General features: G+C 35.5%; 21 protein-coding genes, 1 other RNA gene and 1 riboswitch. Of the genes, 6 read left to right on the top strand and 16 right to left on the bottom strand.

Annotated elements, in window-relative coordinates; all coding sequences use genetic code 11:
* Window positions 1-8 precede the first annotated feature (8 nt).
* The 9 genes from MHB75_RS03095 to MHB75_RS03055 all read right to left on the bottom strand — a co-directional run bounded on the left by MHB75_RS03095 (window position 9) and on the right by MHB75_RS03055 (window position 10,437).
* On the bottom strand, window positions 9-224 hold the full coding sequence (locus MHB75_RS03095) for a dihydrofolate reductase family protein (RefSeq protein ID WP_340998543.1): 216 nt from the start codon (window positions 222-224) through the stop codon (window positions 9-11).
* 505 nt (window positions 225-729) lie between these two features.
* Window positions 730-2,634 (bottom strand): ATP-dependent DNA helicase, encoded by a 1,905-nt coding sequence (locus tag MHB75_RS03090; protein ID WP_340995880.1) that lies wholly within the window; start codon window positions 2,632-2,634, stop codon window positions 730-732.
* A 72-nt stretch (window positions 2,635-2,706) separates the two neighbouring features.
* Entirely contained in the window at window positions 2,707-3,843 is a 1,137-nt protein-coding gene (locus MHB75_RS03085) for a THUMP domain-containing class I SAM-dependent RNA methyltransferase (RefSeq protein ID WP_141274751.1), read from the bottom strand.
* 2 nt (window positions 3,844-3,845) lie between these two features.
* The gene (locus tag MHB75_RS03080; RefSeq protein ID WP_340995879.1) at window positions 3,846-5,579 is read right to left on the bottom strand and encodes a putative bifunctional diguanylate cyclase/phosphodiesterase; all 1,734 of its coding nucleotides are present in this window, start codon (window positions 5,577-5,579) and stop codon (window positions 3,846-3,848) included.
* Between the two features lie 110 nt (window positions 5,580-5,689).
* An RNA gene (gene rnpB, locus MHB75_RS03075) (RNase P RNA component class B) lies at window positions 5,690-6,078 on the bottom strand.
* Between the two features lie 78 nt (window positions 6,079-6,156).
* Entirely contained in the window at window positions 6,157-6,474 is a 318-nt protein-coding gene (gene gpsB / locus MHB75_RS03070) for a cell division regulator GpsB (RefSeq protein WP_340995877.1), read from the bottom strand.
* Window positions 6,475-6,550: 76 nt separating this feature from the next.
* Window positions 6,551-7,777 (bottom strand): ribonuclease H-like domain-containing protein, encoded by a 1,227-nt coding sequence (locus tag MHB75_RS03065; RefSeq protein ID WP_255314784.1) that lies wholly within the window; start codon window positions 7,775-7,777, stop codon window positions 6,551-6,553.
* Window positions 7,734-10,085 (bottom strand): DEAD/DEAH box helicase, encoded by a 2,352-nt coding sequence (locus tag MHB75_RS03060; protein WP_340995875.1) that lies wholly within the window; start codon window positions 10,083-10,085, stop codon window positions 7,734-7,736. Before MHB75_RS03060 ends, MHB75_RS03065 begins: the two co-directional genes overlap by 44 nt.
* Entirely contained in the window at window positions 10,060-10,437 is a 378-nt protein-coding gene (locus MHB75_RS03055) for a YppE family protein (RefSeq protein ID WP_141274754.1), read from the bottom strand. The genes MHB75_RS03060 and MHB75_RS03055 overlap by 26 nt, the downstream gene beginning before the upstream one ends.
* A 210-nt stretch (window positions 10,438-10,647) precedes the next feature.
* Here MHB75_RS03055 and recU point away from each other — a divergent pair, with 210 nt between their 5' ends.
* Both recU and MHB75_RS03045 read left to right on the top strand, forming a co-directional pair.
* Window positions 10,648-11,262 carry a Holliday junction resolvase RecU gene (gene recU, locus MHB75_RS03050; RefSeq protein WP_340995873.1) on the top strand — a complete coding sequence of 205 codons (615 nt, stop codon included), beginning with the start codon at window positions 10,648-10,650 and terminating at the stop codon, window positions 11,260-11,262.
* 28 nt (window positions 11,263-11,290) lie between these two features.
* Window positions 11,291-13,897 (top strand): transglycosylase domain-containing protein, encoded by a 2,607-nt coding sequence (locus tag MHB75_RS03045; RefSeq protein WP_340995872.1) that lies wholly within the window; start codon window positions 11,291-11,293, stop codon window positions 13,895-13,897.
* 321 nt (window positions 13,898-14,218) lie between these two features.
* Here the strand turns inward: MHB75_RS03045 and MHB75_RS03040 are convergent, their stop codons facing one another.
* The 7 genes from MHB75_RS03040 to MHB75_RS03010 form a co-directional block, all read right to left on the bottom strand.
* Window positions 14,219-14,563, bottom strand: a complete 345-nt coding sequence (locus tag MHB75_RS03040) for a YpoC family protein (RefSeq protein ID WP_141275089.1) — start codon at window positions 14,561-14,563, stop codon at window positions 14,219-14,221.
* Window positions 14,560-15,219, bottom strand: a complete 660-nt coding sequence (gene nth, locus MHB75_RS03035; RefSeq protein ID WP_068454306.1) for an endonuclease III — start codon at window positions 15,217-15,219, stop codon at window positions 14,560-14,562. Before nth ends, MHB75_RS03040 begins: the two co-directional genes overlap by 4 nt.
* Window positions 15,220-15,221: 2 nt before the next feature.
* Window positions 15,222-15,944, bottom strand: a complete 723-nt coding sequence (locus tag MHB75_RS03030) for a DnaD domain-containing protein (protein WP_340995870.1) — start codon at window positions 15,942-15,944, stop codon at window positions 15,222-15,224.
* A gap of 141 nt (window positions 15,945-16,085) precedes the next feature.
* Window positions 16,086-16,964 carry a ribokinase gene (rbsK, locus tag MHB75_RS03025; protein ID WP_340995869.1) on the bottom strand — a complete coding sequence of 293 codons (879 nt, stop codon included), beginning with the start codon at window positions 16,962-16,964 and terminating at the stop codon, window positions 16,086-16,088.
* Between the two features lie 4 nt (window positions 16,965-16,968).
* Window positions 16,969-17,475 carry a substrate-binding domain-containing protein gene (locus MHB75_RS03020; RefSeq protein ID WP_340995867.1) on the bottom strand — a complete coding sequence of 169 codons (507 nt, stop codon included), beginning with the start codon at window positions 17,473-17,475 and terminating at the stop codon, window positions 16,969-16,971.
* Window positions 17,405-17,650 carry a LacI family DNA-binding transcriptional regulator gene (locus MHB75_RS03015; RefSeq protein WP_340995866.1) on the bottom strand — a complete coding sequence of 82 codons (246 nt, stop codon included), beginning with the start codon at window positions 17,648-17,650 and terminating at the stop codon, window positions 17,405-17,407. Before MHB75_RS03015 ends, MHB75_RS03020 begins: the two co-directional genes overlap by 71 nt.
* 222 nt (window positions 17,651-17,872) lie before the next feature.
* Window positions 17,873-18,607, bottom strand: a complete 735-nt coding sequence (locus tag MHB75_RS03010) for a glucose 1-dehydrogenase (RefSeq protein WP_141275087.1) — start codon at window positions 18,605-18,607, stop codon at window positions 17,873-17,875.
* Between the two features lie 224 nt (window positions 18,608-18,831).
* Here MHB75_RS03010 and MHB75_RS03005 point away from each other — a divergent pair, with 224 nt between their 5' ends.
* From MHB75_RS03005 to MHB75_RS02990, 4 genes are all read left to right on the top strand, one after another.
* Complete coding sequence (locus MHB75_RS03005) at window positions 18,832-19,368, top strand: TetR/AcrR family transcriptional regulator (protein WP_340995864.1); 537 nt, start codon at window positions 18,832-18,834, stop codon at window positions 19,366-19,368.
* A gap of 582 nt (window positions 19,369-19,950) precedes the next feature.
* Window positions 19,951-20,130, top strand: a riboswitch (cobalamin riboswitch).
* Between the two features lie 152 nt (window positions 20,131-20,282).
* Window positions 20,283-22,586, top strand: a complete 2,304-nt coding sequence (gene metE, locus MHB75_RS03000) for a 5-methyltetrahydropteroyltriglutamate--homocysteine S-methyltransferase (protein ID WP_340995863.1) — start codon at window positions 20,283-20,285, stop codon at window positions 22,584-22,586.
* Window positions 22,587-22,867: 281 nt separating this feature from the next.
* On the top strand, window positions 22,868-24,085 hold the full coding sequence (locus tag MHB75_RS02995; RefSeq protein WP_340995862.1) for a hypothetical protein: 1,218 nt from the start codon (window positions 22,868-22,870) through the stop codon (window positions 24,083-24,085).
* A 142-nt stretch (window positions 24,086-24,227) separates the two neighbouring features.
* Window positions 24,228-25,304, top strand: a complete 1,077-nt coding sequence (locus MHB75_RS02990) for a methyl-accepting chemotaxis protein (RefSeq protein WP_340995861.1) — start codon at window positions 24,228-24,230, stop codon at window positions 25,302-25,304.
* Window positions 25,305-25,379 lie beyond the last annotated feature (75 nt).

Below are 25,379 nucleotides of genomic sequence, written 5' to 3'. Positions count from 1 at the left end.
AGCGCACTTTATAGCGCTCTTTTTTTATACTTTTTTACATTGTAATGTAATTCTACAAACTGACCATATGTTTTTGTTTGCTGTAATATTAATTCTACGGGTGAGAAACCTGGTTTAAAAAGAGGAATTCCTTCTCCTAATAAAATTGGCGCCATTGTAACAATAATCTCATCGATTAAGTGTTGCTCTAAAAAAGAATAGATGAGTTCTCCTCCACCGACAATCCAAATATCTTGACCTGGCTGTTGTCGTAATGTATGAATAAGTGATGCTACAGGCTCTTTTGTAAAGTGAATATCTTGAAGTTGTTGATACGTATAAACATAACACTTTTTTCGTATAAGGCCATTCAGATAATAATTAACTGATTAACCAATCAAATGCCTTTTTGCCTAAAATAACGGTATCGACTGTTTCATAAAATTGTGAGTACCCATTATCTCCTTTACCTTCCACCTGTTCTAGTCAATCAAGTAACTCTTCTTTTGTTGCGATATAGCCATCTAAACTTGACGCAATAAAAAGACGTACTTTTCGATTTTCCATACCCATCACTCTTTTCTTAATCGCTTGGGTTTTCTATTATAAAGTAATAAAACCTTAAAAAGCAAACAGAAATCACACCAATTTAAAAATAAATATTTTTCACTTTTAAAACGCATATTCATTCATACATGTTGTAACATAGAAAAAGGCTTTGACAAGTTAGTACATGTCAAAGCCTTTTTTCTATTTTTCAAAAGTCGGTTTTACTGCAAAAATCGGTTCAATCTCAGGTAGGTTTTTCAATTCCTCTTTATTCATTAAAATATGAATTGTACCATGATCATTTGTTGTACGAATTAAACGGCCCATACCTTGTTGCAAGCGAAGAAGCATGAATGGTAATTCCACTTCAACATACGGATCATCTGCGAATGAACGCTTCGCATCAAATAATGGATCACTCGGTGGGAATGGTAAGTCTACAATAATCACACGTGTTAATGCTTCTTCTGGTAAGTCGAGTCCCTCCCATAAATGGTATGAACTTAGCGTGTGTAATTTACCTGCTTGGAAATCACGTACTAATGACGATAGCTCGCGATCACCTTCAAAACCAATTGTTGCTTTTTGTTCATCCGTTAAAACATCTTTAAACGCTTGCATCGCTTGTTTTGATTTGAATAATAATAAAGTTTGCTCCGTTGATTCTTCTAATAAAGAGGCAACGCGCGCTACTTTTTCAGCTTGTTCAAGTTCATGAACATGAATCTTCATTACTTCTTCATAATCAAATGGTGATTCTACAGAGAATGAGTTGTATTTTTTAATTCCTAAGCTATACGCAATATAACTAAAGTCTTTATTAATGGATAGAGTAGCCGAAGAAAAGACATATGGAATTTTTTTAGAGAATAGTTTCTTCTCTAATACTTCTGTAATTAAATGTGGCATGATAACTAATGTTTCTTCGCCATCCGTTTCTTCTAACCAGTCAATCGCATTACTTTGCGACACAAAGATGCGCATTGCAGCTTCATATTGGTCTAAAAACTCTTCTGCCATGCGTAGCTCGTATTCTGGAATAACATACATTTCAGATTCAAAAACGAATTCTTCCATTAACTCGTCAATTGTTTCAATCACTTTTTGACCTAACTTCATTAGCGTTGGACTTTTTTTAATTCGTTTACGCTCATCATCCGTATCAATTACATCATCACGTAATTGGTCAAAGAATAATTCATGACCATCTTGTAATTTTTCCATCAATAATAAAGTTTTTTCACGTAGTCCATCAACCATTAAACGATCTAATAATTTCACGATTGTGTAATCTTGAATTTTGTTCGTCATTGCTTTTTGCGCGGCATATTCAAGAAGGTGTCCTTCATCTAATACAATCATCGATACTTCTGGTAATAACGGTAATTGCCCTTCACGTTCACGCGACTCTTTCGTTGCCGTATGTTCCATTAAGAAATCTTGTGAGCAAATAATTAAATCCGTCGCTTCGCGGTAATGTGCACGATGTAATGTTTGACCACAACGATTACGGACATCACAAACCTGACATTGTTGGATATAGTTATAATTCACATGTTGCCATTCTTCATCTGAAATATTTGGATAATCACTGCGTGCACCATAAAGTCCTAATCCACCAGCACCATACACGCCTTCTGGAATCGAGACAGCAATCTCATCTAGGTATTCTCCATCCATGAATTGCTCTGCTTCTTCATAGCGTTTTAGACATAAATATTGGTCACGCGATTTTGCCAAGCGTACGTCAATATTTAAATCTAATAATTTTTGCAGTTTATAAATGTCGCCGCCTTCTTTAACTAATTGGTCAATTAGCGTCTCATCTGCGCATGCAATTAATGCAGGTTTACCTGTATAACGAGCATACGTAATAGCTGGTAATAAGTACGCAATAGTTTTCCCTGTACCTACACCTGCTTCCGCGAATAAAATAGACTTTTCACGTAATACTTTTTCTATTTGATAAGCCATAAAAATCTGCTCATCACGACATTCCAATCCTTTTTCCGGAAGTTCATCGTATAATACGTCACCCATCCAGTCGCCTAAAGAATCAAAGAATGATTGTTCTTTTGATAATTCAAATGGTAGTGATTGTCGCATACTATCTACCCCTCTCATCTACTATGTTTCAACACAAAGGGAGGCTGTCTAAATAGACAACCTCTCTTGTTTTTATTTCTTCTGTGATTTGCGTCCCCAGAATTGATAATAATCTGTTCGAATGAAACCATTGAACAATTTACGTTTTTTTGTTGCACGTCGACCATATAGCTCTTCAAAATTCTCCATCGAAGATAGCATATAAACAGACCATGTTGGATAAGCTTTCATCATATGACCAATATCACTAATCATTTGTTCGATTGCTTCCACTTCACCAATACGTTCACCATAAGGTGGATTTCCAATCATAACGCCATCTTCAGCGTGTGTTGTAAAGTCTAACACTTGCATTTGTTTAAAGTCAATCAATTCGCCAAAACCTGCTTCAAGTGCATTACGTTTTGCAATTTCTACCATGCGGTGATCAATATCTGAACCTGAAATTTGAAGTGGTTGGTCATAATTTGCAGCTCGGTCTGCCTCATCACGTACTTCATCCCAAATCTCTTGTTTCATAAATGGCCATTCTTCGCTAATAAATTCACGATTATAACCCGGTGCAATGTTTTGTCCAATCATCGCTGCTTCAAGTGCAATAGTACCTGAACCGCAGAAAGGATCTACGAATGGACGATTTGGTGTCCATTTTGAAATATATACAAGTGCTGCAGCCAATGTTTCTTTTAATGGTGCTTCACCTTGTTCTGTTCTGTATCCACGTTTATGAAGACCAGCGCCTGATGTATCAATTGTTAGTGTCGCCATATCTTTTAAGATTGATACTTCAATTTTGAATTTCGGTCCTGTTTCTTCTAGCATACCTAAACGGCCATGTACTTTTTTCATGCGCTCAACAATTGCTTTTTTCGTAATTGATTGGCAATCTGGCACACTATATAATTTTGATTTTACAGACTTACCTGTTACAGGGAACTCTGCATCAACTGGCATAATTTTTTCCCAAGGTAATGCTTTAACACCTTCAAATAATTGATCAAATGTTCTTGCTGGGAAAGAACCTACAACGATTTTTACACGATCTGCTACGCGTAACCACAAATTAGTACGTGCAATATCACGCTCTTCTCCTTCAAAGTACACTTTTCCGTTTTCTGTACGTGTTTCATATCCTAAGGCTTTTAGTTCATCTGCTACAATGGCTTCAAGTCCCATAGCTGCTGTAGCTACTAAATTAAATTTTGTCATGCTTATTTCCCTTCTATCTCCAATTTCCAAAATTCTACGTAATCAATCGCCTCTTCTAATGGCAACGGTTTAGAATAATAATATCCTTGAATCATATCACAGCCCATATTTCTTAGCAATTCCACTTGTTCTTTTTGTTCCACACCTTCTGCAATGACTTTCATATGCAAACGATGTGCCATTTGAATAATGGCATCAACAACTGCCTGCTTCTCATTAACAGAACCAATTAATTGAATAAAGCTACGATCAATTTTCAAATGGTTTAATGGGAACTGTACTAAATATGACAATGATGAATACCCCGTGCCGAAGTCATCAATCGATAATTTAAAACCTAATTGCTTCAACTGAATTAGTCGACGAATCGTTTCTTTTTCATTATTCATCACCGTTCTTTCCGTTAATTCAATTTCAAAATTTCTTGGAGAGCAATTATTGCGTTGTAAAATTTCTTGAATCGATTCAATAAAGTTTGGTTGATGGAAGTGAATGCTTGAAATATTAATAGCGATTGGAATATGACCGTAACCTGCACGTTCTAAGGCTAACCAATCTAGGCATGCTTTTTCAATAATGACTTCACTTAGAGGAATAATTAATCCCACTTCTTCTGCATACGGAATAAAATCATTTGGCGGTACAAAGCCAAGGGTCTCGTTATACCAGCGAACCAATGCTTCAAAACCAATGATTGTATTTGTCGTTAAATCAATTTTTGGTTGATAATGTAAAATAAATTCTTTATTTTTAATTGCTCTACGTAATTCATGATCAATTAATAAACCGCGATTCGTTCCAATATTCAGTTCGTCAAAATAAAAAGCAAATTGATTACGCCCATTCTTCTTCGCATATTCCATTGCCTTCACTGCTTTGTTAATCAGAATTTCAGTATTATGTCCATCTTCTGGATACAAACTAATCCCGATTGTGGCCGTTGTGTAGAGTATATGTTCATCAATTAAAAACGGTTCTTCAAATGTTTCAATAATCTTGCTTGCTAGTTGAACTGCTTCTTTCGGATGGTGAATGTGTGCCAAAGTAATAACAAATTCATCACCGCCATAACGCGCTAGTATATCCTTGTTGCGAATAAACGGTGTCAACCTCTGTACAACTTCCGTTAATAATTTATCACCAATCGAATGACCTAATTCATTAATATGACTAAAACGATCCATGTCTAAAAATAGCAATGCATGTTCAAAATTTTTCTTCTCAGAAGCTTCTAAGAGCACATTCATGCGGTTCATAAATGAATAGCTATTTTCAGAACCCGTTAATGTATCTGTATTCATTTGAATTTGAATTTCACGCTCTGCAATTTTCTTTTCCGAAAGGTCTTCAAAAATACCACAATAATGTGTTGTATCCCCATCATCATTTTTAATTGCAATAATTGTCAACCATTCAGGATAGACATCACCTGTTTTGCGACGATTCCAAATTTCTCCTGACCATTTACCTGTTGCATAAATCTCTTTCCACATCTTATCGTAAAAACTTTTTGCATGTATTCCCGACTGCAGCAAGTGCGGTTTGCTCCCTAATGCTTCCCCTGCACTATAGCCTGTTACAAATTCAAAAGCTGGATTAATGGCAAGTATCACTTTATCTGCATCTGTAATCATGACACCTTCTGATAAATGGTCAAATAATGCCCACATTGTTTCAGGGCAGATTGGGCTATTACCATCTAATTTTTCGCTATATAAACAGTCTTTTTTTTTCATCCTGATCCCCGCATCCATATATGAAATCTATCTATGTATTTTAGTAAGAAAGGCTCTCCAACTATAAAATCGGAGAGCCTGACTAATCATGTTATAAGAACATCATAAGGAACTGTAAGCCATGTTTTGTGCCCTTCGTACTCAAACAGCTAAAAGCCTCGTACTACTCGGGTAGTAATCATCTATCTATAGATATGCAAGCATACCTATCTCTCCATCCATTCATTTCTTTCAGGAGAACGCCCCTACCATAATTTGGGTTGCTCACTCGTGGGGTTTACCTCGTTCCACTCGTAAAGTTTCCTATACGACTTCGTCACTGTGGCACTTTCAGAAAGTTTCAACCATATCCGAAAACTTAGGTTTTCCTTTCGCCGTTAGCATTGCTGCTACCTCCGCTTATGATTTCGCGAAGCACGAACACTACGTTCATCTCAGAATCGTGTGAGCATGGACTTTCCTCAACAACGTCAAAGCGTTGCAGCGATTACTCATTCGCTTATTGATGCTATTTACATTATATGCGCAAAAACAGCATAATTCAATATTTAAACTATGTTTTTAAGGAAATCACGCATTAATCATATAATTTATCCCCGAATACATGTTTTTCAAGATTCGCAATGCGCTTTAAGATATCATAATTTGTTGCGCCCATACCAGATGGTGCAACTGTTGTAGGTGAATTTCTTCTTGTACTTTCGGCTTGTTCAAGCTCTTGTTTTAATAAATTAATTTCTTCTTGTTTTTTCAATAATACTTTTTCAAAGTTTTCATAGTCCATAATGATTTCATCTAAAAATTGATCGACCTCATCTTGACTATATCCTCGAATACCTGTTTTAAAATCTTTATCTAAAATCTTTTTAGCTGATAATTTAATGTCCATAATCATAATCCTTTCAACTTGTAATAAGTAATTCCATTATAGCATATACTTCTTTGAAATCATGGATAAATAAGGGGTTTCTCTATTTCATACCTTGTTTTTTTCGAATGCGCAAAAATCGTTTTTCAATCGCTTCTCTTTTTCGTTGTTGCACATCTTTTTTAAATAATAAAGACTGTCTTACTCGAAATAATGCGTTGAGCGTATGTTTTTCGGCTTCTTCTAAATCATGTAGTTGGTGTTCATATAATTTTGCGAGTCCAAGGGACGCTTCAATCCACTGACGCTCTTCTAAATATGGCAAAGCTTTTTCATAACTTTCAGCCGCTTCGGCGTATTTTTTTTGCTTTTTTTGCTGAATGGCTAATAAATAGTACGCTTCTGCCGCTTCATTTGTTGCATAATTTTCTGTCACATTTTCCAATAAGCTCTGACTTGAATCAAGTTGTTTTAAGTCATGATACCATTTTCCGATATTCGTATGCACAATTGCGTGCTCTTGATTTGCTTCTGAGAATACGAGTTCTGTCGCTTGAATAAATAGTGTAATTAATGATAGTAAATCGTATTCGTTATGACGTAACACTTGAAAAAGCATGTCATGGTCACCACTTCGAACTGCATCTAAATAGACCATGGGTGCTAAATGACCAGGTAAATCGTCAATACGCTGAAAACCAAGTTTTTGTTGTTCAACCGTTGTCAATTTCATTCGACTTAAATCATTTTTCCAAATACGTTTTGAACTGTGGAACAAATCAATTTGCTGATGCTCACGTAATGGTGGCAAATGTTCTCGATTTAATGTCCAACGCGTTTGTAATTGTGGCCAGTCGAAACTCTTTCCATTATATGTCACAATCGTTTGGTTTGCTTGCCAAAATTTCGATTCGAATAAAAAAGCCGCTTCATTCGCCGGGTCTGCTAAAATATATTGTTTCAACACAAACCCATCAGAAGTTTCTTCAAGTAACCCATTTAAAAAGATATGTGTTCCGACACCTTTCAAGCCGGTTGTTTCTGTATCATAAAATACGATTTTTTCATCTGATGTCATTTTCAAAGGATGTTCTTGTTCATAGACTTCCCACGCTTCAAGTGCTTCATAAAATTGGCCAAGCCGATACTTGCCATGTTGGTGATTAAACGCATAATGTGTTTCTCGTAAAAAAACCGTTCCAAAATCATTTTCAATCTGACTTAAACCAGCTTTCTCCCACTTTTCTGTATAAAAAGGCGGAAGAGGTTTTTGATAAGGTGTTTTTTCAGTCTTCGCTGTTTTCGTACCCTTTTTTAACATTTGCTTCATTTGCAAAATCTTCTTCTCGTAAGACATCGTCCATCAATTCCTCTAATAAAAATGATTGTAAAAAATGAAGTACTTGATCTTTTGTATTTCCCGTTTGATCTTGAGCACCAATACATGCTGGACAGCCAATTTGGCATGAACATCCCTCGACATGTTCATATACATGTTGAATTAATTGTTCCCATAAGTCATAAATACGCTCGCTCAGTCCAATACCGCCTGGATAACGATCGTAAATAAAGAAAGTTGGTTCACCATTATGAATAGCTTTCACTTGTGGTACAACATGTACGTCCGAACGGTCTGACTGAATATACAGTGGAATAAAGCTGTTCATTGCGTAGGCAACACCTAGCATCGCACTATTTAAGTCATCGTCTGTCCAATCATCTGGCTGTTTGAAATGTAACCATGTGCCTGATGTATGCAATTCTTCTGGCGGTAGATGAATTGGACCTGAACCGATATTATCATGCGTATTAAATCGAATTTTCTTGAAGATGGTTGCATTCGCTAATGTCATTAAATCACCAAAAGCTACATTTGCTTTTCCTAGCTGACGCACACGATCTTCTGAAATCACTTTTAATTCTACTGCTAAATTTGCATCTGTAAAATAATTCACATCCACTTCTGTTACATAGGCTTTCTTTTCTTCCCAATCAAGCTTTTCAACTTGATATTGTGTGCCTTGATGTATATAGATGGCTTCTTCATGTAATAATGTCATCGCACTATAGCGGTCCATCTCACCAATTACTGTTGTATTCCCTTTTATCGTTTGATCAATAATCACAACATTTTCTTGTGATGCCGAGCGTAAACTAATATCATGCGCTGGGAATCTGTCTGTCATCCAGTGCCATGTATCGGTTGTCTTTAGTAAAATTTTCTCCTCAGCTAAATATTCCAATAAATCATCTACATCAAACTCCGCATAGTTCTCTCCTTGTTTAAAAGGTAATTCAAATGCCGCACATTTTAAATGATCCATTAAAATCAGCATATTCTCTGGATACACACGCGCTTCTTCTGGTTTATTACCGAGTAAATAATCTGGGTGTTGAATAATATATTGGTCGAGTGCTGTTGACTGCGCTACATAAATAATAAGTGCATCATCTTGCCTACGACCAGCTCGTCCTGCCTGTTGCCAAGCACTTGCAATATTCCCTGGATAACCTGTCATAATACATGCCTGTAATTGACCAATATCAACACCTAGTTCCAGTGCATTCGTCGAGATAACCGTTTGGATTGTCCCGTCTCGTAGTCCTTTTTCAATCTTCCGCCTCTCAGAAGGTAAATAGCCACCTCGGTAACCACGCACGGATTCATCTTGAATATTTTGTGCTGTTAATGATTTTAAATACGTTACAAGCATCTCCACACGTACACGACTTTTTGCAAAAATAATTGTTTGAATTTCAGATTCATATAATTTACGTGCTAAATCCTTTACTTCTAAAATCGCACTTCGTCTAACACCAAATGTCTCGTTAACAATTGGTGGGTTATAGAATAGGAATGTTTTCTTTCCAGCTGGTGCACCATTATTCGCAATCAGCTGATGTTTTGTATTCGTAAGATTCTCTGCTAATTCTTTTGGATTTTGAATTGTTGCGGAAGTGCAAATAAAGATTGGGTTACTTCCATAATAATCACAAATTCGCTTTAATCGTCTTAGTACATGCGCAACGTGCGAACCGAATACCCCTTTATACGTGTGGAGTTCATCAATGACAATGAATTGAAGGTTTTCAAAAAGCGAAACCCATTTTGTATGATGCGGTAAAATCCCCGAATGCAACATATCTGGATTCGTCATGACGATTTGCCCTGCTTTTCTCACCTTTTGTCGAATACTAGGTGATGTATCACCATCATATGTGTAACTTAAAATTTCCTCATCCATCGCTTCAATCATCGCATTCATTTCTGACTTTTGGTCTTGTGCTAATGCCTTCGTTGGAAACAAGTAAAGCGCACGTGTTTTTGATTCTTCCAAGATTCGTTGTAACACAGGTAAATGATAACAAAGCGACTTTCCTGAAGCTGTTGGTGTGACAGCTGTAAAAGACTTTCCTTCCATTGCATAATCAAATGCCTCGCGTTGATGGGTATAGAGCTGTTCAATCCCTCTTGATTGCAGCGCTTTTTTTATAGATGAATGTAATTGTTTAGGAAATGTCGCATAGCTTGCTGGTCGTTCTGGTAAGACACGCACATGTTGTACACGATTTTGCATCTTCGGATCAGACTGCCATTGTTCAATTAGTTCTTTAACTGTCTTTCTTTCTCGAATCATGTTGCACCTCCTCCAATGTGCGCAAATACGTTTCAAATGTAAATTTCGTCGATTGAATCGATTGAATGAATCTTTTTTTACTCGTTTTCACATAAAAAGATTGAACGACAAATTGTTCCATTGCATCACTCGCATGTTCAACTTGCGACATATGTAAATACTTTGGATGATTTGTTTCTATAAATTGTTTAGATAACTCCTTCCACTTTTTTAGCTTTGCATGAACTTCATCTGCATAAGGCTTTACTTCTGTATAAAAATCAGCATCTTGCTGTTGTTCGCGTATATTCATAAAACGTTCATAGCTTCGATCACACTCTAAATAAAGTGCTGTTGTTAATTCTTTTAGCATTTGTTTTATCTCCTTCTCGCATCTTCTTTCTATTTTAACAAATTCATACGCTTTACACTACTAACGTAGGCGAACGAATATTCCTTTTTCGTTCATTTATCTCACTTTACCATTTGCAAAATATGCTTGTTATTGCTACTATCTTTGGGTAGTGTTTTAAATTTACGCATTGTGAACTTCTCAATGTTTGTAAAGAACGAGGTGAATCTTTTGGCGATTCGATATCCTAATGGCAAAAAATATGTACCTGCGACAGAAAAGAAAGCATCTTCTAAAAAACAAGTCAAAAAAGACCTAACTTTTAGCAATCGTGGGAAAACGTTAGAAGATATGATTGATGAAGCAAATGCTTATTATTTAACCGTTAAAGAAGCAGTCATCCATAAGAAACCTGTTCCTATTCAAATCGTCAATGTAGAATATCCGTCGAGAAGCGCTGCTGTAATACGTGAAGCTTATTTCAGAACCCCTTCTACAACGGATTATAATGGTGTATATAAAGGGCATTATATCGATTTTGATGCGAAAGAAACAAAAAATAAAACATCTTTCCCACTGAAAAATGTGCATCTACACCAAGTGACACATATGCGTGCAGTAACAGCTCAAGGTGGGGTTTGTTTTTTACTCATTCGCTTTTCCATTTTAAATCGATCTTTTGTATTGCCATTTTCTATTTTGAACGCTGCATGGGCAGAGATGGAAAAAGGTGGGCGTAAATCGATTCCATTTGATGTTTTCGAACAAGATGCAATTGAAATAAAAGAAAGTTACAGTCCACAGCTTGATTATTTAAAGGCTGTAACAGTTTTACTTCCTTTATAATAGGAAGTGAGAAAGAGAGGAGATTTTTGTGGATAATAGACGATATAATTCACGAGAAGAACGAAAACGATTAGAAAATGAACAAAGAAAAAGTAGAGGTCGTTCATCTTCTAAAAAAGTGAAATCAGCAAAGCCTAAAAAGTCATGGCTAAAACGAATTGTATTAGCTGTTGTGGCTTTAGGTGTAATTGGATTACTACTAGGCGGGGGGTTGTTTGCTTATTATGCAGCAACAGCACCTAAATTAGATGAAGAAACATTGAAAGATCCTGTATCTTCGAAGTTCTACGATAAGAACGGAAAAGAATTCTATACAATGGGAACGGAAGAACGAGAACATGTCAAGTTTGAAGATATCCCGAAACAAATGCAAGATGCGATTCTTTCTACAGAAGATGCACGTTTTTACGACCATCATGGGATTGATTTTTATCGTTTAGGTGGAGCTGTACTAGCCAATTTCCGCGATGGTTTTGGTTCACAAGGTGCGAGTACAATTACACAACAGGTTATTAAAAACTCATTCTTTAATAATGGAAAAACGATTAAACGTAAAGCACAAGAAGCGTATTTATCACTTCAATTAGAACGTGAGTATAACAAAGATGAAATTTTTGAAATGTACTTTAATAAAGTATTAATGAGTGGACGTATTTATGGTTTTGGTACAGCAGCTAAGTATTTCTACGGTAAAGATATTGATCAATTAACATTACCACAGATGGCTTTATTAGCTGGTATGCCACAATCGCCAAATAACTATAATGCATTTAAAAATCCAGACTTAGCTGAAAAGCGTCGTAATACCGTTTTAAAATTAATGTATAACAATAAAAAAATTACAAAAGATGAAATGGAAGCTGCAATGAAAGTTAGTGTAAAACAAGGGCTACTTCCAGAGAGCAAACGTATTGCGAACAATAGTTCAAAATATGATGCCTTCATCGATGTCGTATTAAAAGAATTAGCTGAAAATGGCGATGAAAAAGCGCTAGAAGATGGTATTAATATTTATACAACACTTGATCCTGAGGCACAAAAAGTTGTTGAAAAAACAATTAACAACGATGCAAACTTCCCAACAAAAGATATTCAAACAGGAATTTCGGTTGTTGATACAGAAACAGGGGCAATCGCTGCAGTTGGCGGTTCTCGTGATTACGGTCCAGAACGTGGCTTCAACTATGCACAAGCTCTGAAAACACGTCAACCTGGTTCAACAATGAAACCAATCATGGATTACGGTCCAGCGATTGAATATTTAAAATGGAGTACAGGACACATACTTGTCGATGAACCGATGAACTACTCTGGAACATCACAAGCAATCAACAACTACGATAACCAGTTTAAAGGTGCATTAACGATGCGTGAAGCACTATACAACTCACGTAATATCCCAGCGATTAAAGCCTTTAAAGAAGTAGGTACTTCTAAAGTAAAAGAGTTTATTAGTGGTTTTGGCTTAAAACCTGATGATTTATATGAATCTGATGCAATCGGTGGTGGTTCAGTAAACCTTTCACCAATCGATATGTCAGCAATCTATGCTTCATTTGGAAATAACGGAATTTACACAAAAGCCTATTCAATTAAAAAGATTGTTTACCGCGATGGAAACACAGCGAAAACATATACACCTGAACCACAAGCTGCGATGAGTGACTATACAGCTTATATGCTAACAGATATGATGCGTGATGTTGTAAGTTCAAAATCTGGTGCATCTGGTGGGGCTGCAGCTGTACCAGGACTAGATATTGCAGGTAAAACAGGGACAACTAACTACACAAGTGAACAGTTACAAGAATACGGATTACCAAGTAATGCGGTACCAGATTCATGGTTCTCTGGCTACACAACGCGCTACTCGATGTCTGTGTGGACAGGCTATTCTAGTCGTAAACAAGGGATTGTATCCCCTCAAGAACGACAACTAGCTCAAAATTTATTCCGCATCATTATGAGCCAAATTTCTGCAGGTAAAAATACACCGAACTTTAAACAACCAAGCTCTGTGATCTCCTCAGGCTCTGAATTATATGTTCGTGGCACACAAGCACCTGTGGAAAAAGAAGAAGAAAAAGACGAGAAAGTTTCTGCTCCAACAGGTTTAAGCGCAACGTATGATGCAGATTCAAAAACTGTATCTTTATCTTGGAATAAAAGTGATACAGATGGTGCTAAATATCGTGTGTCTGTAGATGGCAAAACCATTACAACAACAGGCGATACAAAAGCTTCTTATCGTGTTCCTGGAGGCGCTACTTCTCTAACCTTTAGCGTTGTAGCAGTTGTGGATGGCAAAGAAAGTGCTAGTGCTTCTGCTACTGTAAAAATTGCTGAAGAACCGGAGGAGCCAGCAGTAGATGAGCCAGATCAACCTGAAACAGACCAGCCTGATGAAACACCTGAAACCGATCAACCTGAAACAAATCAACCTGGTGATAACCAAGGTGACAATCAGAATGACAATAATAACGGGAATAATAATGGAAACAATGGGAATAACGGCAATGGAAATCAGAATGATACCAATAACGGAAATACAACTAAACCTGAAAAACCTGCTGAACCAGACCAACCCGAAACAGATGAACCGGCTGCTGAAAATAATCAAGGTAACGGAAATTAATGTCTAGACAAAAGTATTTTCAACATAGCAAATCCCGTATGATTTTTCAAAATCATACGGGATTTGTTCGTTCAGATTAATTTCCGCTTCGAAAAACGAATAGAGGTAGGCAAGAAAAGAACGCAACATCCTGTTGCAAATCTTGCCCCACTACATCACGTAGCGTTCGGGCATGGCTTCAAACTCCTCGTCACTGCGTTCCTGTGGGGTTTTCAGCTCATGCTATTCCCGCAGGAGTCGTTTTCTACGCGTTCAATTGATTTGATCATTCGCATTTGAGACATATTATTTTGTTCTGTCCCAAGCTCTTTAATCGTTCATCTATTTCTTTAAGCGTAAACGTGCACATCGTTTTTTCGTTTCCAGAAATAATTCATCTAATTGACGATAACATGCGTATTGTCCGGGTCTTCTTTTAATAAAAGCTAATCGTTCTCCTGCATTAATCGGCAATATTTCGTATTCTTCTTTTACATCAAAATGTGTTTGATTCGAAGCTTGTAAAATGAACGTCTCATATAGGTTAATACCTTGTTCCATATAATCTCCTGCCGAACGATCGCGTCGATCATGTGCTTCATGAATCTTTTCGGCTAGTGACTTCCATTCATTGAACCATGTATCCACTTGTTCTTTTTGAATTTTTTCTTGATTGCATTGAATCATTGTTCCACTAACCCCTTTTTAAAACGTTTTTGACCTTCTCGACACACATCAAATAATGGACATGCATGACAACCTGGACGTTGCGATTTACAATGATAACGTCCAAAGAATATAAGCTGATGGTGCGCTTTATTCCAACGTTCAATCGGTGTTTTTTTCATAATTGTTTCTTCGACTTGCAACACACTATCTTTCCAACGACATAAACCAAGTCGTTTGGTTACACGCTCTACATGTGTATCTACAGCCATTGCTGGAACTCCAAACGCAACAGACAATACAACATTCGCTGTTTTTCGTCCAACACCTGGCAATGTCACCAGTTCTTCTCTCTGGTCTGGAATTTCTCCATTATATACCTCTAGTAATCGCTGACATAACTTTTGAATATTTTTAGCCTTTGCACGATATAAACCAATAGAACGGATATCTTGTTCTAGTTCTTCTAGAGGCACAGCTAAATAATCTTCTGGTTTTTTATATTTCTGAAATAATGTTTTCGTCACTTTATTTACTAAAACATCCGTACATTGTGCAGATAATAACGTCGCTATTGTTAATTCAAATGGATTTTCATGCACTAATTCACAATGCGCATCTGGATACATGTCGTCCATTTTATCCAAACATTCAAGCCATTGTTTTTTTGTTAACATCGCTATTCTCTCTCCTCTAACCAATTATAAAACGGCGCTTTTTTCACGACTGGCTGTACATCCTCATCGATTCTAGTCGGTGTTTTAATTGTATGTTCACGATACTCTTTTGCGTGTCGCAAAGCCGCTTTCGTCGTTGTAATATTTTTCTTTTTCCATTCAAAAAGAATACGATCCATATATTTCAAACTTACTTTATCACTTAGTACTGCTTCTTTTAAAGCTTGACGAATTAAATCAGGCGTATGTCCATCTTGATCAATCCACATCGAAATCGTTTCAATCTCAATCGGTGATAATAGACGACCTAGCTCCTGTTCAAACATTTGGAATAACTGCCCTTCCTCCATTTGTTCCTGACTCACTTCGATTTGCTGTTGTGTATTTTGTTCACAATCTAATAGACGCATCCAAAGTGGAAATAAATTTATTTTTTCATATAAAATATGGTCTTGATTTGTCTTTTGTTCGATTTGAATCAAACCTTTTTGTAAAAGCCCTTGTAGACAAAACATAATTTGTTGTTCTTTTACATTCATTCGTTGTGCTAAATCAGTATGTGACGGGAAATCAACACCTTGCTCTATAAAGGAATGAAGTTGTAGTAACAATAATGCTTCTTCGTCTGTTAATGCAAGATTTTTATAATGCTTAAAAAATAATTGTGGTACAGTAACTTGCCCACTTTCAACCCACGCTTGGAGCCTCATTTGTTCATTTTGCATTTGATTGTTGACTCCTCTCTTTTTCAAAAGTTTCAACGTACATTATAACACTGAAGTAAAAAGTATGAACATGAAATTGCATGGTTTGTGTTTTTATTTCATATAAAAAAGTGACGAGGTTTAATCCTCATCACTTCTCATCTATCTTGCTTCTTTTAAACGAGCTTGCACTGCTTCCACTTTTGGCATACCGCCTTGTGCACCAAATTTTTCAACAGATAAAGAAGCTGCAATATTCGCGAATTTTACCGCTTCTGTGATTCCTACACCTGTAGTTAGAGCATAAGCAAAAGCACCATTGAATGTATCCCCCGCACCTGTTGTATCCTTTGGTACTGTTTTAAAACCTTTCACAATAACATGTTTTTCACCATCATAATAACGTGCACCATTCGCTCCTAGTGTCACAATTAGACCGTTTGGATAACGTTCAAGTGCATTTTCTACATCGTCTTTAAAGATATCTGCACACTCTGTTTCATTTGGCGTGAAGTATGCGACACGGTCCATCCACTCTTCTTTAAAATTCTCAGCTGGCGCTGGATTTAACAGTACTTTTACACCCAATTCTTGGCACACATCAAGTGCGTATTCTACCGTTTCTTGAGGGATTTCTAATTGCATAATGACTAACTCACTTTTAGCAATTTGCTCACGCGCTGCATCGATTGACTCCTTTGTAACATCATGGTTTGCACCAGGTACTACAATAATTCGATTGTCCTGTTCGAATAAAATAATATTGGCAATTCCTGTAGCAGTCGATGTTGTCTCTACAAACTGGTCTTGCACGCCTTCTACTTTTAATAAATTTCGTAACACTTGTCCGAAAGCATCGTTACCTAGTGCGCCTACCATATGTACGTGCGCACCTAATCGAGCTGCTGCCACCGCTTGATTTGCTCCTTTACCTCCTGGAACGGTATGAAAGCTCTCCCCTAAAACGGTTTCTCCTTGTTTCGGAAATAGATTTGTTTCTACAACAACATCCATATTAATACTACCAATGACTGTAATCATAATTTTACTCTCCTTTAGTTGAATTTCTTTTTATTAAAATAAGTACTATAAGTTGGTGACGTTCTAGAATATCCTCATTTTGCATTTGCTTCCATAAACAGCGCACAGCCCGTTGCCCGTTTTGTGCAATTTGTTGAGCAATCGTTGTAATTGTTGGTGTTGTCCATTCCGTCATGCGAATACCATCATAGCCAATCAACTGAATTTTTTCTGGAATACGTAAATTCATTTGTTGAATCGCTTTTAACGCGCTAACTGCTATCACATCGCTACTTGAAAAGATTGCTTTATATGTTCGATTTTGTAGTTTTTCGAACACAGAATTTTTTACCACTTCCACTTTATACGTACTGATTACTTCGTCTGTTTGTAATGTTTGTGCGCAAGAATAAAATCCTGCTATTCGTTCATTTCCGATATTACAAAGAATCATTAACAATTCATATTGGTAGCATTGTTCTTCGATTGCTTTTGCTAATTCTGAAAAAAGGATTCGTAATATCTGGAACAAGCAAAACAACCAGTTGGCTTTTCTTCGTCGCAAGTGAACGTGCTATTTCATTAGGGCGATAATGTAGTAACTCAATTGCCGTATGAATGGATTTCTTCGCTTCTTCACTTACATGCCCATTTTTATTTAGATAACGTGAAACAAGAGTTGAAGACACACCCGCTTCCTTTGCCATATTTCGAATTGTCGGTATCTTTTCATTTCCCTTGAAACTTATATGGTATCGGTTCCGCATAAATATAACGACTTCTTATCATCATGTCAAACACATATTTTTATATAAAAAGAGGGACTACGCCAATGCGCAATCCCTCTTTTTAAAGATTCTCTACCTGCTAATACCACAAGATACAATAGGAAAAAATCAATAGAAGCTATAAATGTTTGGTAAAACGAATTAACGTGCTGACATACCGCCATCAACGATGAATTCTGAACCAGTTGAGTAGCTTGATTCTTCAGAAGCTAAGTAAAGAACTAAGTTAGAAACTTCTTCTGATTCAGCAACGCGACCAAGTGGAATATGTTTAGCAAATGCTTCAACAGCAGCTTTTGTATCTTCTTGAACAACCATTGGAGTAGCGATTACGCCTGGGTGTACAGAGTTTACGCGGATGTTTTTAGGAGCTAACTCAAGAGCTGCTGCTTTTGTAATACCACGTACAGCAAATTTAGTATCGGTGTAACCTACAGCGCCACCAACTAAACCGTTAAGTGAAGAAATGTTTACGATTGTACCTTGACCAGCTTTTTCCATTGAAGAAACAACTGATTTGATACCTAAGAATACAGAAACTTGGTTGATTTCAACGATTTTACGGTAATCTTCTACTGAAGTATCAGTGATTGATTTAGCCATCGTAATACCAGCATTGTTTACTAGTACGTTTACTGGACCGAACGCTTCTTCAGCTTTCGCTACAACATTTTTCCAATCTTCTTCGTTTGCAACGTTTTGTTTTACGAAAATAGCGTTTTCGCCAAGTTCTGCAGCAAGTGCGTTACCTTTTTCTTCATTTAAATCAGTAAGAACGACTTTCGCGCCTTCTTCGATGAATTTTTTTGCGTGTGCAGCTCCCATACCTTGAGCTGAACCTGTAATAATTGCTACTTTACCTTCTAAACGAGCCATTATAAAACTCCTCCTTAAAATCTTTCAGAAATAAACTACACTTGTAAATTAACAAACTTTCATACATAACATCAATAGAAAATCGTTAAATATTTTAATAATAAACTATTTAATTTTAAATTAATTATAACACAACTTATTTACACATAGTTTAATTTAGGTAATTATAAACTTTCTGTTAAATGGAAATAATGGCATAATGACATTATGAAAGGAATGATTTGATGTCTTCTTCACAAGATCGTAGAATTTTACGCACACAGAAAAAACTAAAAGCTGCACTCATCCATCTTTTAAAAGAAGGACATGATTTACGTTCACTTTCAGTAATGGAAGTTGCACAACAAGCTACGTGTAATCGTGTCACATTCTACTCCCACTATAAAGATGTAGATGATCTTCTTTGTACAATCTTTGATGACTATCTTACAGAACTACTCACTTATTTTAGAGAAAGTTATCAAGCGCTTGGTAAAATTTCAGCTACAGATGAACGACTCCATTTAGCTATTTTTGAATATATTTATCAAAATCAATTCATTTTCTCTCTCATTATTAAAGGAGAAATACTACCTGGTTCTCAAAATCGTTTTTGTGATAGTCTCGTACAACTAACAGGTAAAGAGATTGCACTAAAAGATGACTTACCAATTGAAGTACCTGCGCTTAGTTACTATTCAACATATGCAAGTCTTGGCTTTTTTATTTATTGGATGAATCAAGATGTCAAAGAGAAACCGGAAGTCATGGCAAAAAACTAACCTATTTGCAAAGCAAGGTGTTTCAAGAAGCTGAAGTTTTATAAAAGTATGATTGAACTACATCTCTAATTTTTAGATATGTCTAAAAATTAGGATGTAGTTTTTAAATGACTAAATATTCATCAGAAGAAAAGAAGATGAGACAAAACATTTCACTTTTCTCTTTTAGAGTTCTCAACGAAAAATCGGAAACTCACCATAGCGCGATTCCAATTTTTCATGCTCATATAAGATGATATTTTCACAGTTATGTACCATCCTATTCAAACTGAAGTGCCACCTGAAAATCATACAGAATTCTTCTTTTTTTCCGTTACATTAAGTCAGTAGCATATGGATATAAATTCAAACTTCTAATAACTACTTTCCTGTAAAATTTTCAGCTCAAGCTATTTTTGCTGAAGGTGGTTTTCTACACGTTCATATTGATTTACTTCTTCGTGTTTGATATACAGTACTTTTTTATTTCCTAAGTTCTTTCTAATAATTAAATCTCTCAGATGAAATAGTTATATATGTTTTTCTGAATATTCTTCTTTTTCTTTTTATTCTAATAGTTTTATGTTATAGTAATCTCTAATTACATAACGTGTAAGAAATGGTACTTATGAAAATAAGTTTAAATGGGAAGAGCGATGTAAATTCGCCACTGTCCCGCAACTGTAATTGGGAGTTTTTCAAACAACGCCACTGTTCTTTAATGGGAAGGCTTGAAAAATGTTGAGCATAAGTCAGGAGACCAGCCATCTTCTAGTACACACCAAATGCCTACGTGGAGATAGGTGGTGTTCTGTGCGCATAGACGGGGAAATTATTCCTCTTTTTCAGTATGCATAGGTAACGCTTCAGACTATTTCCTTTAAGAAATAGTCTTTTTATTTTGGTTTATGTAAATTCAAAAGGAGGGTTTTATAATGACAACTGTATCAAGTACAACGATTGGATATCCATATATTGGTGAAAACCGCGAATGGAAAAGAACCGTAGAACAATTTTGGAATCAACAACTTTCAGAAAGTCAATTTGAAAAAGAATTAAAAAATCAACGCATAGCAAATTTACTAAAACAACAAGATAAAGGAATTGAACAAATAACAGTCGGTGACTTTACTTATTATGATCGTATGTTAGATTTAGCTTTTATGTTCCGTCTAATTCCCGAGAGATATCATACATTAGAATCAGAACCTTCATTGAAAACATATTATGCAATGGCACGTGGTTCAGACACAACCATTGCGTGCGAAATGACGAAATGGTTTAATACGAACTATCATTACATCGTTCCAGAATACGAACAACAAAAACTATCATTAGGACACAACTACTTACTTGATTTATTCAATGAAGCAAAATCTGTTTTATCAACAAATCCAAAACCAACATTTATTGGTCCATACTCTTTTATTCAGCTAACAAAAGGCTATTGTGAAAAAACAGTCGCGTCTTTTATTTTGCAACTATTACCACTTTACGAACAAGTAATTCAACAACTTGTAGATGCAGGAGCTGAATGGATTCAACTTGAAGAACCAATGTTCACGCAAGAGTTAGACGAAGAACAACTACAATTAATTGATGTGATCTATCAACAATTAGCTGATCATGTACCAAGTGCGAATTTAATGATTTCCACTTATTTTGAAGCAATTCCACAATATGAAAGAATTGTACAACTACCTGTAGCAGGTATTGGATTGGATTTTGTTCATGGATACAAAGATAATTTACAAGCAATCAAGCAATACAGTTTCCCAGGAAATAAAGTGTTAGCTGCTGGCATTATTAATGGTCGTGATATTTGGGTCAGCTCTTTAAAAGAGGTCACACAAAAAGTTGAAGCTATCTTACAATTAGTTTCGCCAAAAGTATTGTGGCTACAACCTTCTTGTAATTTACAACATTCACCTGTCACAACTGCTGCTGAAAAAGCATTACCAACTGTCTTATATAATGCACTTGCATTTGCAGATGAAAAATTAGATGAATTGCGTCATATCACTTATTATATTCGTAATCAATCTTTTGAAACCCCATCTATAATAAAAGAAAATTTAATGGTTATTGAAAAACTAGCTACCGATGTATCTCGGAATAACTCGACTGTTGCACAAGAAATCAAACAACTTAACAAGAAAGATTTTAATCGTTCACAGCTTTTCGAAGAACGTATTATTACACAAAAAAATAGATTACGCTTACCTGATTTTCCAACAACAACTATTGGAAGCTTTCCACAATCAGAAAAAATCAAAAAAATACGTTCGCAATGGCGTAAAAAAGAAATTTCAACAGAGCTTTATGAAACTCAATTACGTGCAGAAACAAATCGCTGGATTAAAATTCAAGAAGATTTAGATTTAGATGTATTAGTTCATGGTGAATTTGAACGAACAGATATGGTGGAATATTTCGGAGAAAAACTAGCTGGGTTTGCATTTACTAAAAAAGCTTGGGTTGTATCTTACGGTTCGCGTTGTGTAAAACCCCCTATTATTTATGGCGATATTGAATGGCTTGAACCGATGACTGTTAAAGAAACAACCGATGCTCAAGAACAAACAGATCGTTTAGTCAAAGGAATGTTAACGGGACCTGTCACCATTTTAAATTGGTCATTTGTACGTGATGACATCGAACGTAGTAAAGTCGCTATCCAAATTGCACTTGCACTTAAAAAAGAGATTCTTGCACTCGAAAAAAGTGGTATCCAAATCATTCAAGTCGATGAACCTGCCTTACGAGAAGGTTTACCATTACGACAGTCGCGTCAACAAGATTACCTAGATTGGTCAATCAATGCATTTAAATTAGCTACAGCTGCCGTTCAACCAAGTACGCAAATTCATACACACATGTGCTATTGTGAATTTAATGATTTTATTGAACCGATTGTTGCACTAGATGCAGATGTTATTTCATTAGAAACTTCACGTAGTCACGGTGAACTAATTCACTCATTACAGCATACACCTTATCCTTATGGTATTGGTTTAGGTGTATATGATATTCATAGTCCACGGGTACCGAGTGTAGAAGAAATGTATACGATTTTAGAAGATAGTTTGAATATCATTCCAAAAGAAAGATTTTGGATTAATCCAGACTGCGGACTTAAAACACGTCGCGAAAAAGAAACCGTTGACGCACTAAAAAATATGGTAAGTGCTGCAAAGCAATTAAGAAGCCAGATTAAAAAACAACCTATTTCACTTTAACTCACCTCAAATTTTCAACATAAAATAATTTAAATCTAAAGAATCCTTAGAATGATTGAATTATATATTATTCTAAGGATTTTTACTTTTTATGCTTATAAATCTTTTGCATGCATCAAATTCTATCAATTTCGTAAAGTAATATATACTATGCTAATCATTTTATTTGTACACTTTTTGTTTTATTTTAATTAGTGAAAATTGAACCGAAAGTATTAACTTCTTTAATATAAAGTGGTATGGTTATGTATATTATTATTCCACGAGACAAGGGAGATTCAATGAAATATTTGTCATTAAAATCCAAAAGTATTTTATTTGCATCGATTATTACGATTTTAGTCTCTTTAATCATTACTTCCATTAACTACTATATGAATATGAATGCAACAGTGAGTCGTCTCTCTACAGATTCAGAACGTACGATGAAAGCATGGTCAAAAGAAGTATTAACATCGGATGTCGAAAAGCTTGTTGCAACACATGATGAAGAACTACAAAAAAAAATGATTGCAAAATTTGATAAATTAGCCAATTACCAACCGCAAGTTGCTCAAGGCTATTTATTTGGTGTCGAGTTGCGTAACGGGAGTCAAACAAGTGTCATCTCAGGCCCAACATTCCTTATGGACGCCTTTGAAAAATCGGGCTTATTAATTGGCGACTTTTATACACAACCACAAGTCATTGCGGATGCAATTGCAGATATGAAAGTAACGAAAAAACAAACATACTCTAAAATTTATACCGATCGTTTTGGTACATGGATTACGGTCTTAAAGCCTTTATTTAATAAAGATGGTGAAATGTTCGCCTATTACGGAATAGATTTTGATGCTAACGCATATCTTTTAGGAGAATATAATAAAATTAAAACAACGATTATTATTTTAGTTGTTCTTTTACTTGTTGTTTGTTTAATACAGCTTTTCTTTATGAATCGTCTATTTAGTCCCATTACGATTATGCAAAAGAAAATCGCTCGTTTAAATAAAGGAGATTATTCTGTTCGTTTAAAGGAAAGTGAAGATGAGTTAGGTAAATTATCCAAACAGCTAAACATCTTATTAACACAACTCGACGAACAACAGAAAAAACCTGTAAATTTATATGGTATGGAGCCAACGAACCTTGGTCAACTATCAAAACAATCTATGTTATTATCTATGGATATTCATTCTTTCTTAGAAAATGAAAAAGATTTAAATCCATATATTAGACGAGTTCTATTACAAGAAGAACAACATCAAAAAATCGCTAAATTAGCTAACCCATATATGATTTTATCACTCTCTACATGGTTAAATAGCATGAATCTAAGAGGACGGATGAATATTACCGAAAAAGAAATTCTATCCGAATTGATTCATATAGAAAAACCAAACCAAGATGTTCTATACAAGGGTATTATTGCAATTATTCATAACCCTGTACTCTCTCAAAAAATTTACACAGCGATTTATAAAAACTTTTTTGAAATATCTAATCAACTATCTTAAAATATTAACTTTTCACTTAAAGAACTTTGACTCATTAATTAGAGGAAAGTTCTTTTTTAAATGGTGAATATAAAAAATCAAAACAACCATTTTCACTTTAATTGGACTACTATTACTCGTATGTGCTATTCAATACGCATTTATGAGCAAGCTATTCCGTCCTATTACAAAGATGAAGAAAAGTATGGCTCTTGTAAGTGAAGGTAACTATTCTGTTCGTTTAAAAGAAGGAGATGATGAATTAGGACAATTATCGAAGCAATTCAATACAATGAGTGAAACAATTGGTGGTATGTTAGATTCCATTCGTTCATCATCAACTGCTTCTAGTATTCAAGCAAATAGCCTTTATAAAGAAGCTGATGAAGTGAATCAAACATTAGAAGAAATTACAAACTATACAGATAAAATTACAGGTCGATTACAAGATCAAAATGAATCCACTACTGAAGTTCTGACTTCGATTCAAGAACTTTCTCGTTCTGTAGACTCCATTACAAATAATGTTATGAACGTAACAGAGTTATCTCTCACAACAGAAGACCATGCAAAAGCAGGCACAGAGGCAATTAATGTATTGAAAAATCAAATGGTGAAACTAAAAGATTCTTCTCAACATTCTGAGAGTAATGTTTCATCACTTAAAAATCGTTCATTAGAAATTAGTAGTATTGTTCAATTAATTACAGATATTGCAGATCAAACGAATTTATTATCATTAAATGCTGCAATTGAAGCTGCACGTGCCGGTGAACATGGTAAGGGGTTTGCTGTAGTGGCAGACGAAGTCCGTAAATTAGCTGAACAATCTTCAAAATCAGCTAAACAAATTGAGACACTTATTCAAGATGTACAAGTAGAAACAGAAAAAGCCGTACAATCATTCCGTACAGAAGCTGCTCTTGTTTCTGAAAGTTCATTATTAGTTGGAAATATGGGTGCCATTTTCCAAGATATTCTGTCACAAACATCACATGTTTCAAGTAGTATTCAAGAAGTATCAGCCGCAATTGAAGAAATCGCTGCTGAAAATGAGGAAGTAGCTGCAATTTTTGAACAACTTGCACATACATCAACTGAAAATAGTGATGCAAGTCAAAAAATCAAATACAACATTCGTAATCAACAAGTTTCATTTAGTAAAATTGTTGAGTCAACAAAAACAATGAATGATATCGTATCTGAATTAGAACAATTAGTTTCTGATGTGAAAAGCTAACAAAACATGGTGAGAGATTGAAAGGTCTCTCACCTTTTTCACAATATAACTGTATGAATTATGAAAAATTGGAGG

Origin of the sequence: Kurthia sp. FSL E2-0154, from assembly GCF_038003625.1 — a bacterium.
In the GTDB taxonomy this organism is placed as follows: domain Bacteria; phylum Bacillota; class Bacilli; order Bacillales_A; family Planococcaceae; genus Kurthia; species Kurthia gibsonii.
The sequence above is the reverse complement of the archived record's forward strand: the minus strand, read 5'-3'. Positions and strand labels throughout refer to the sequence as shown.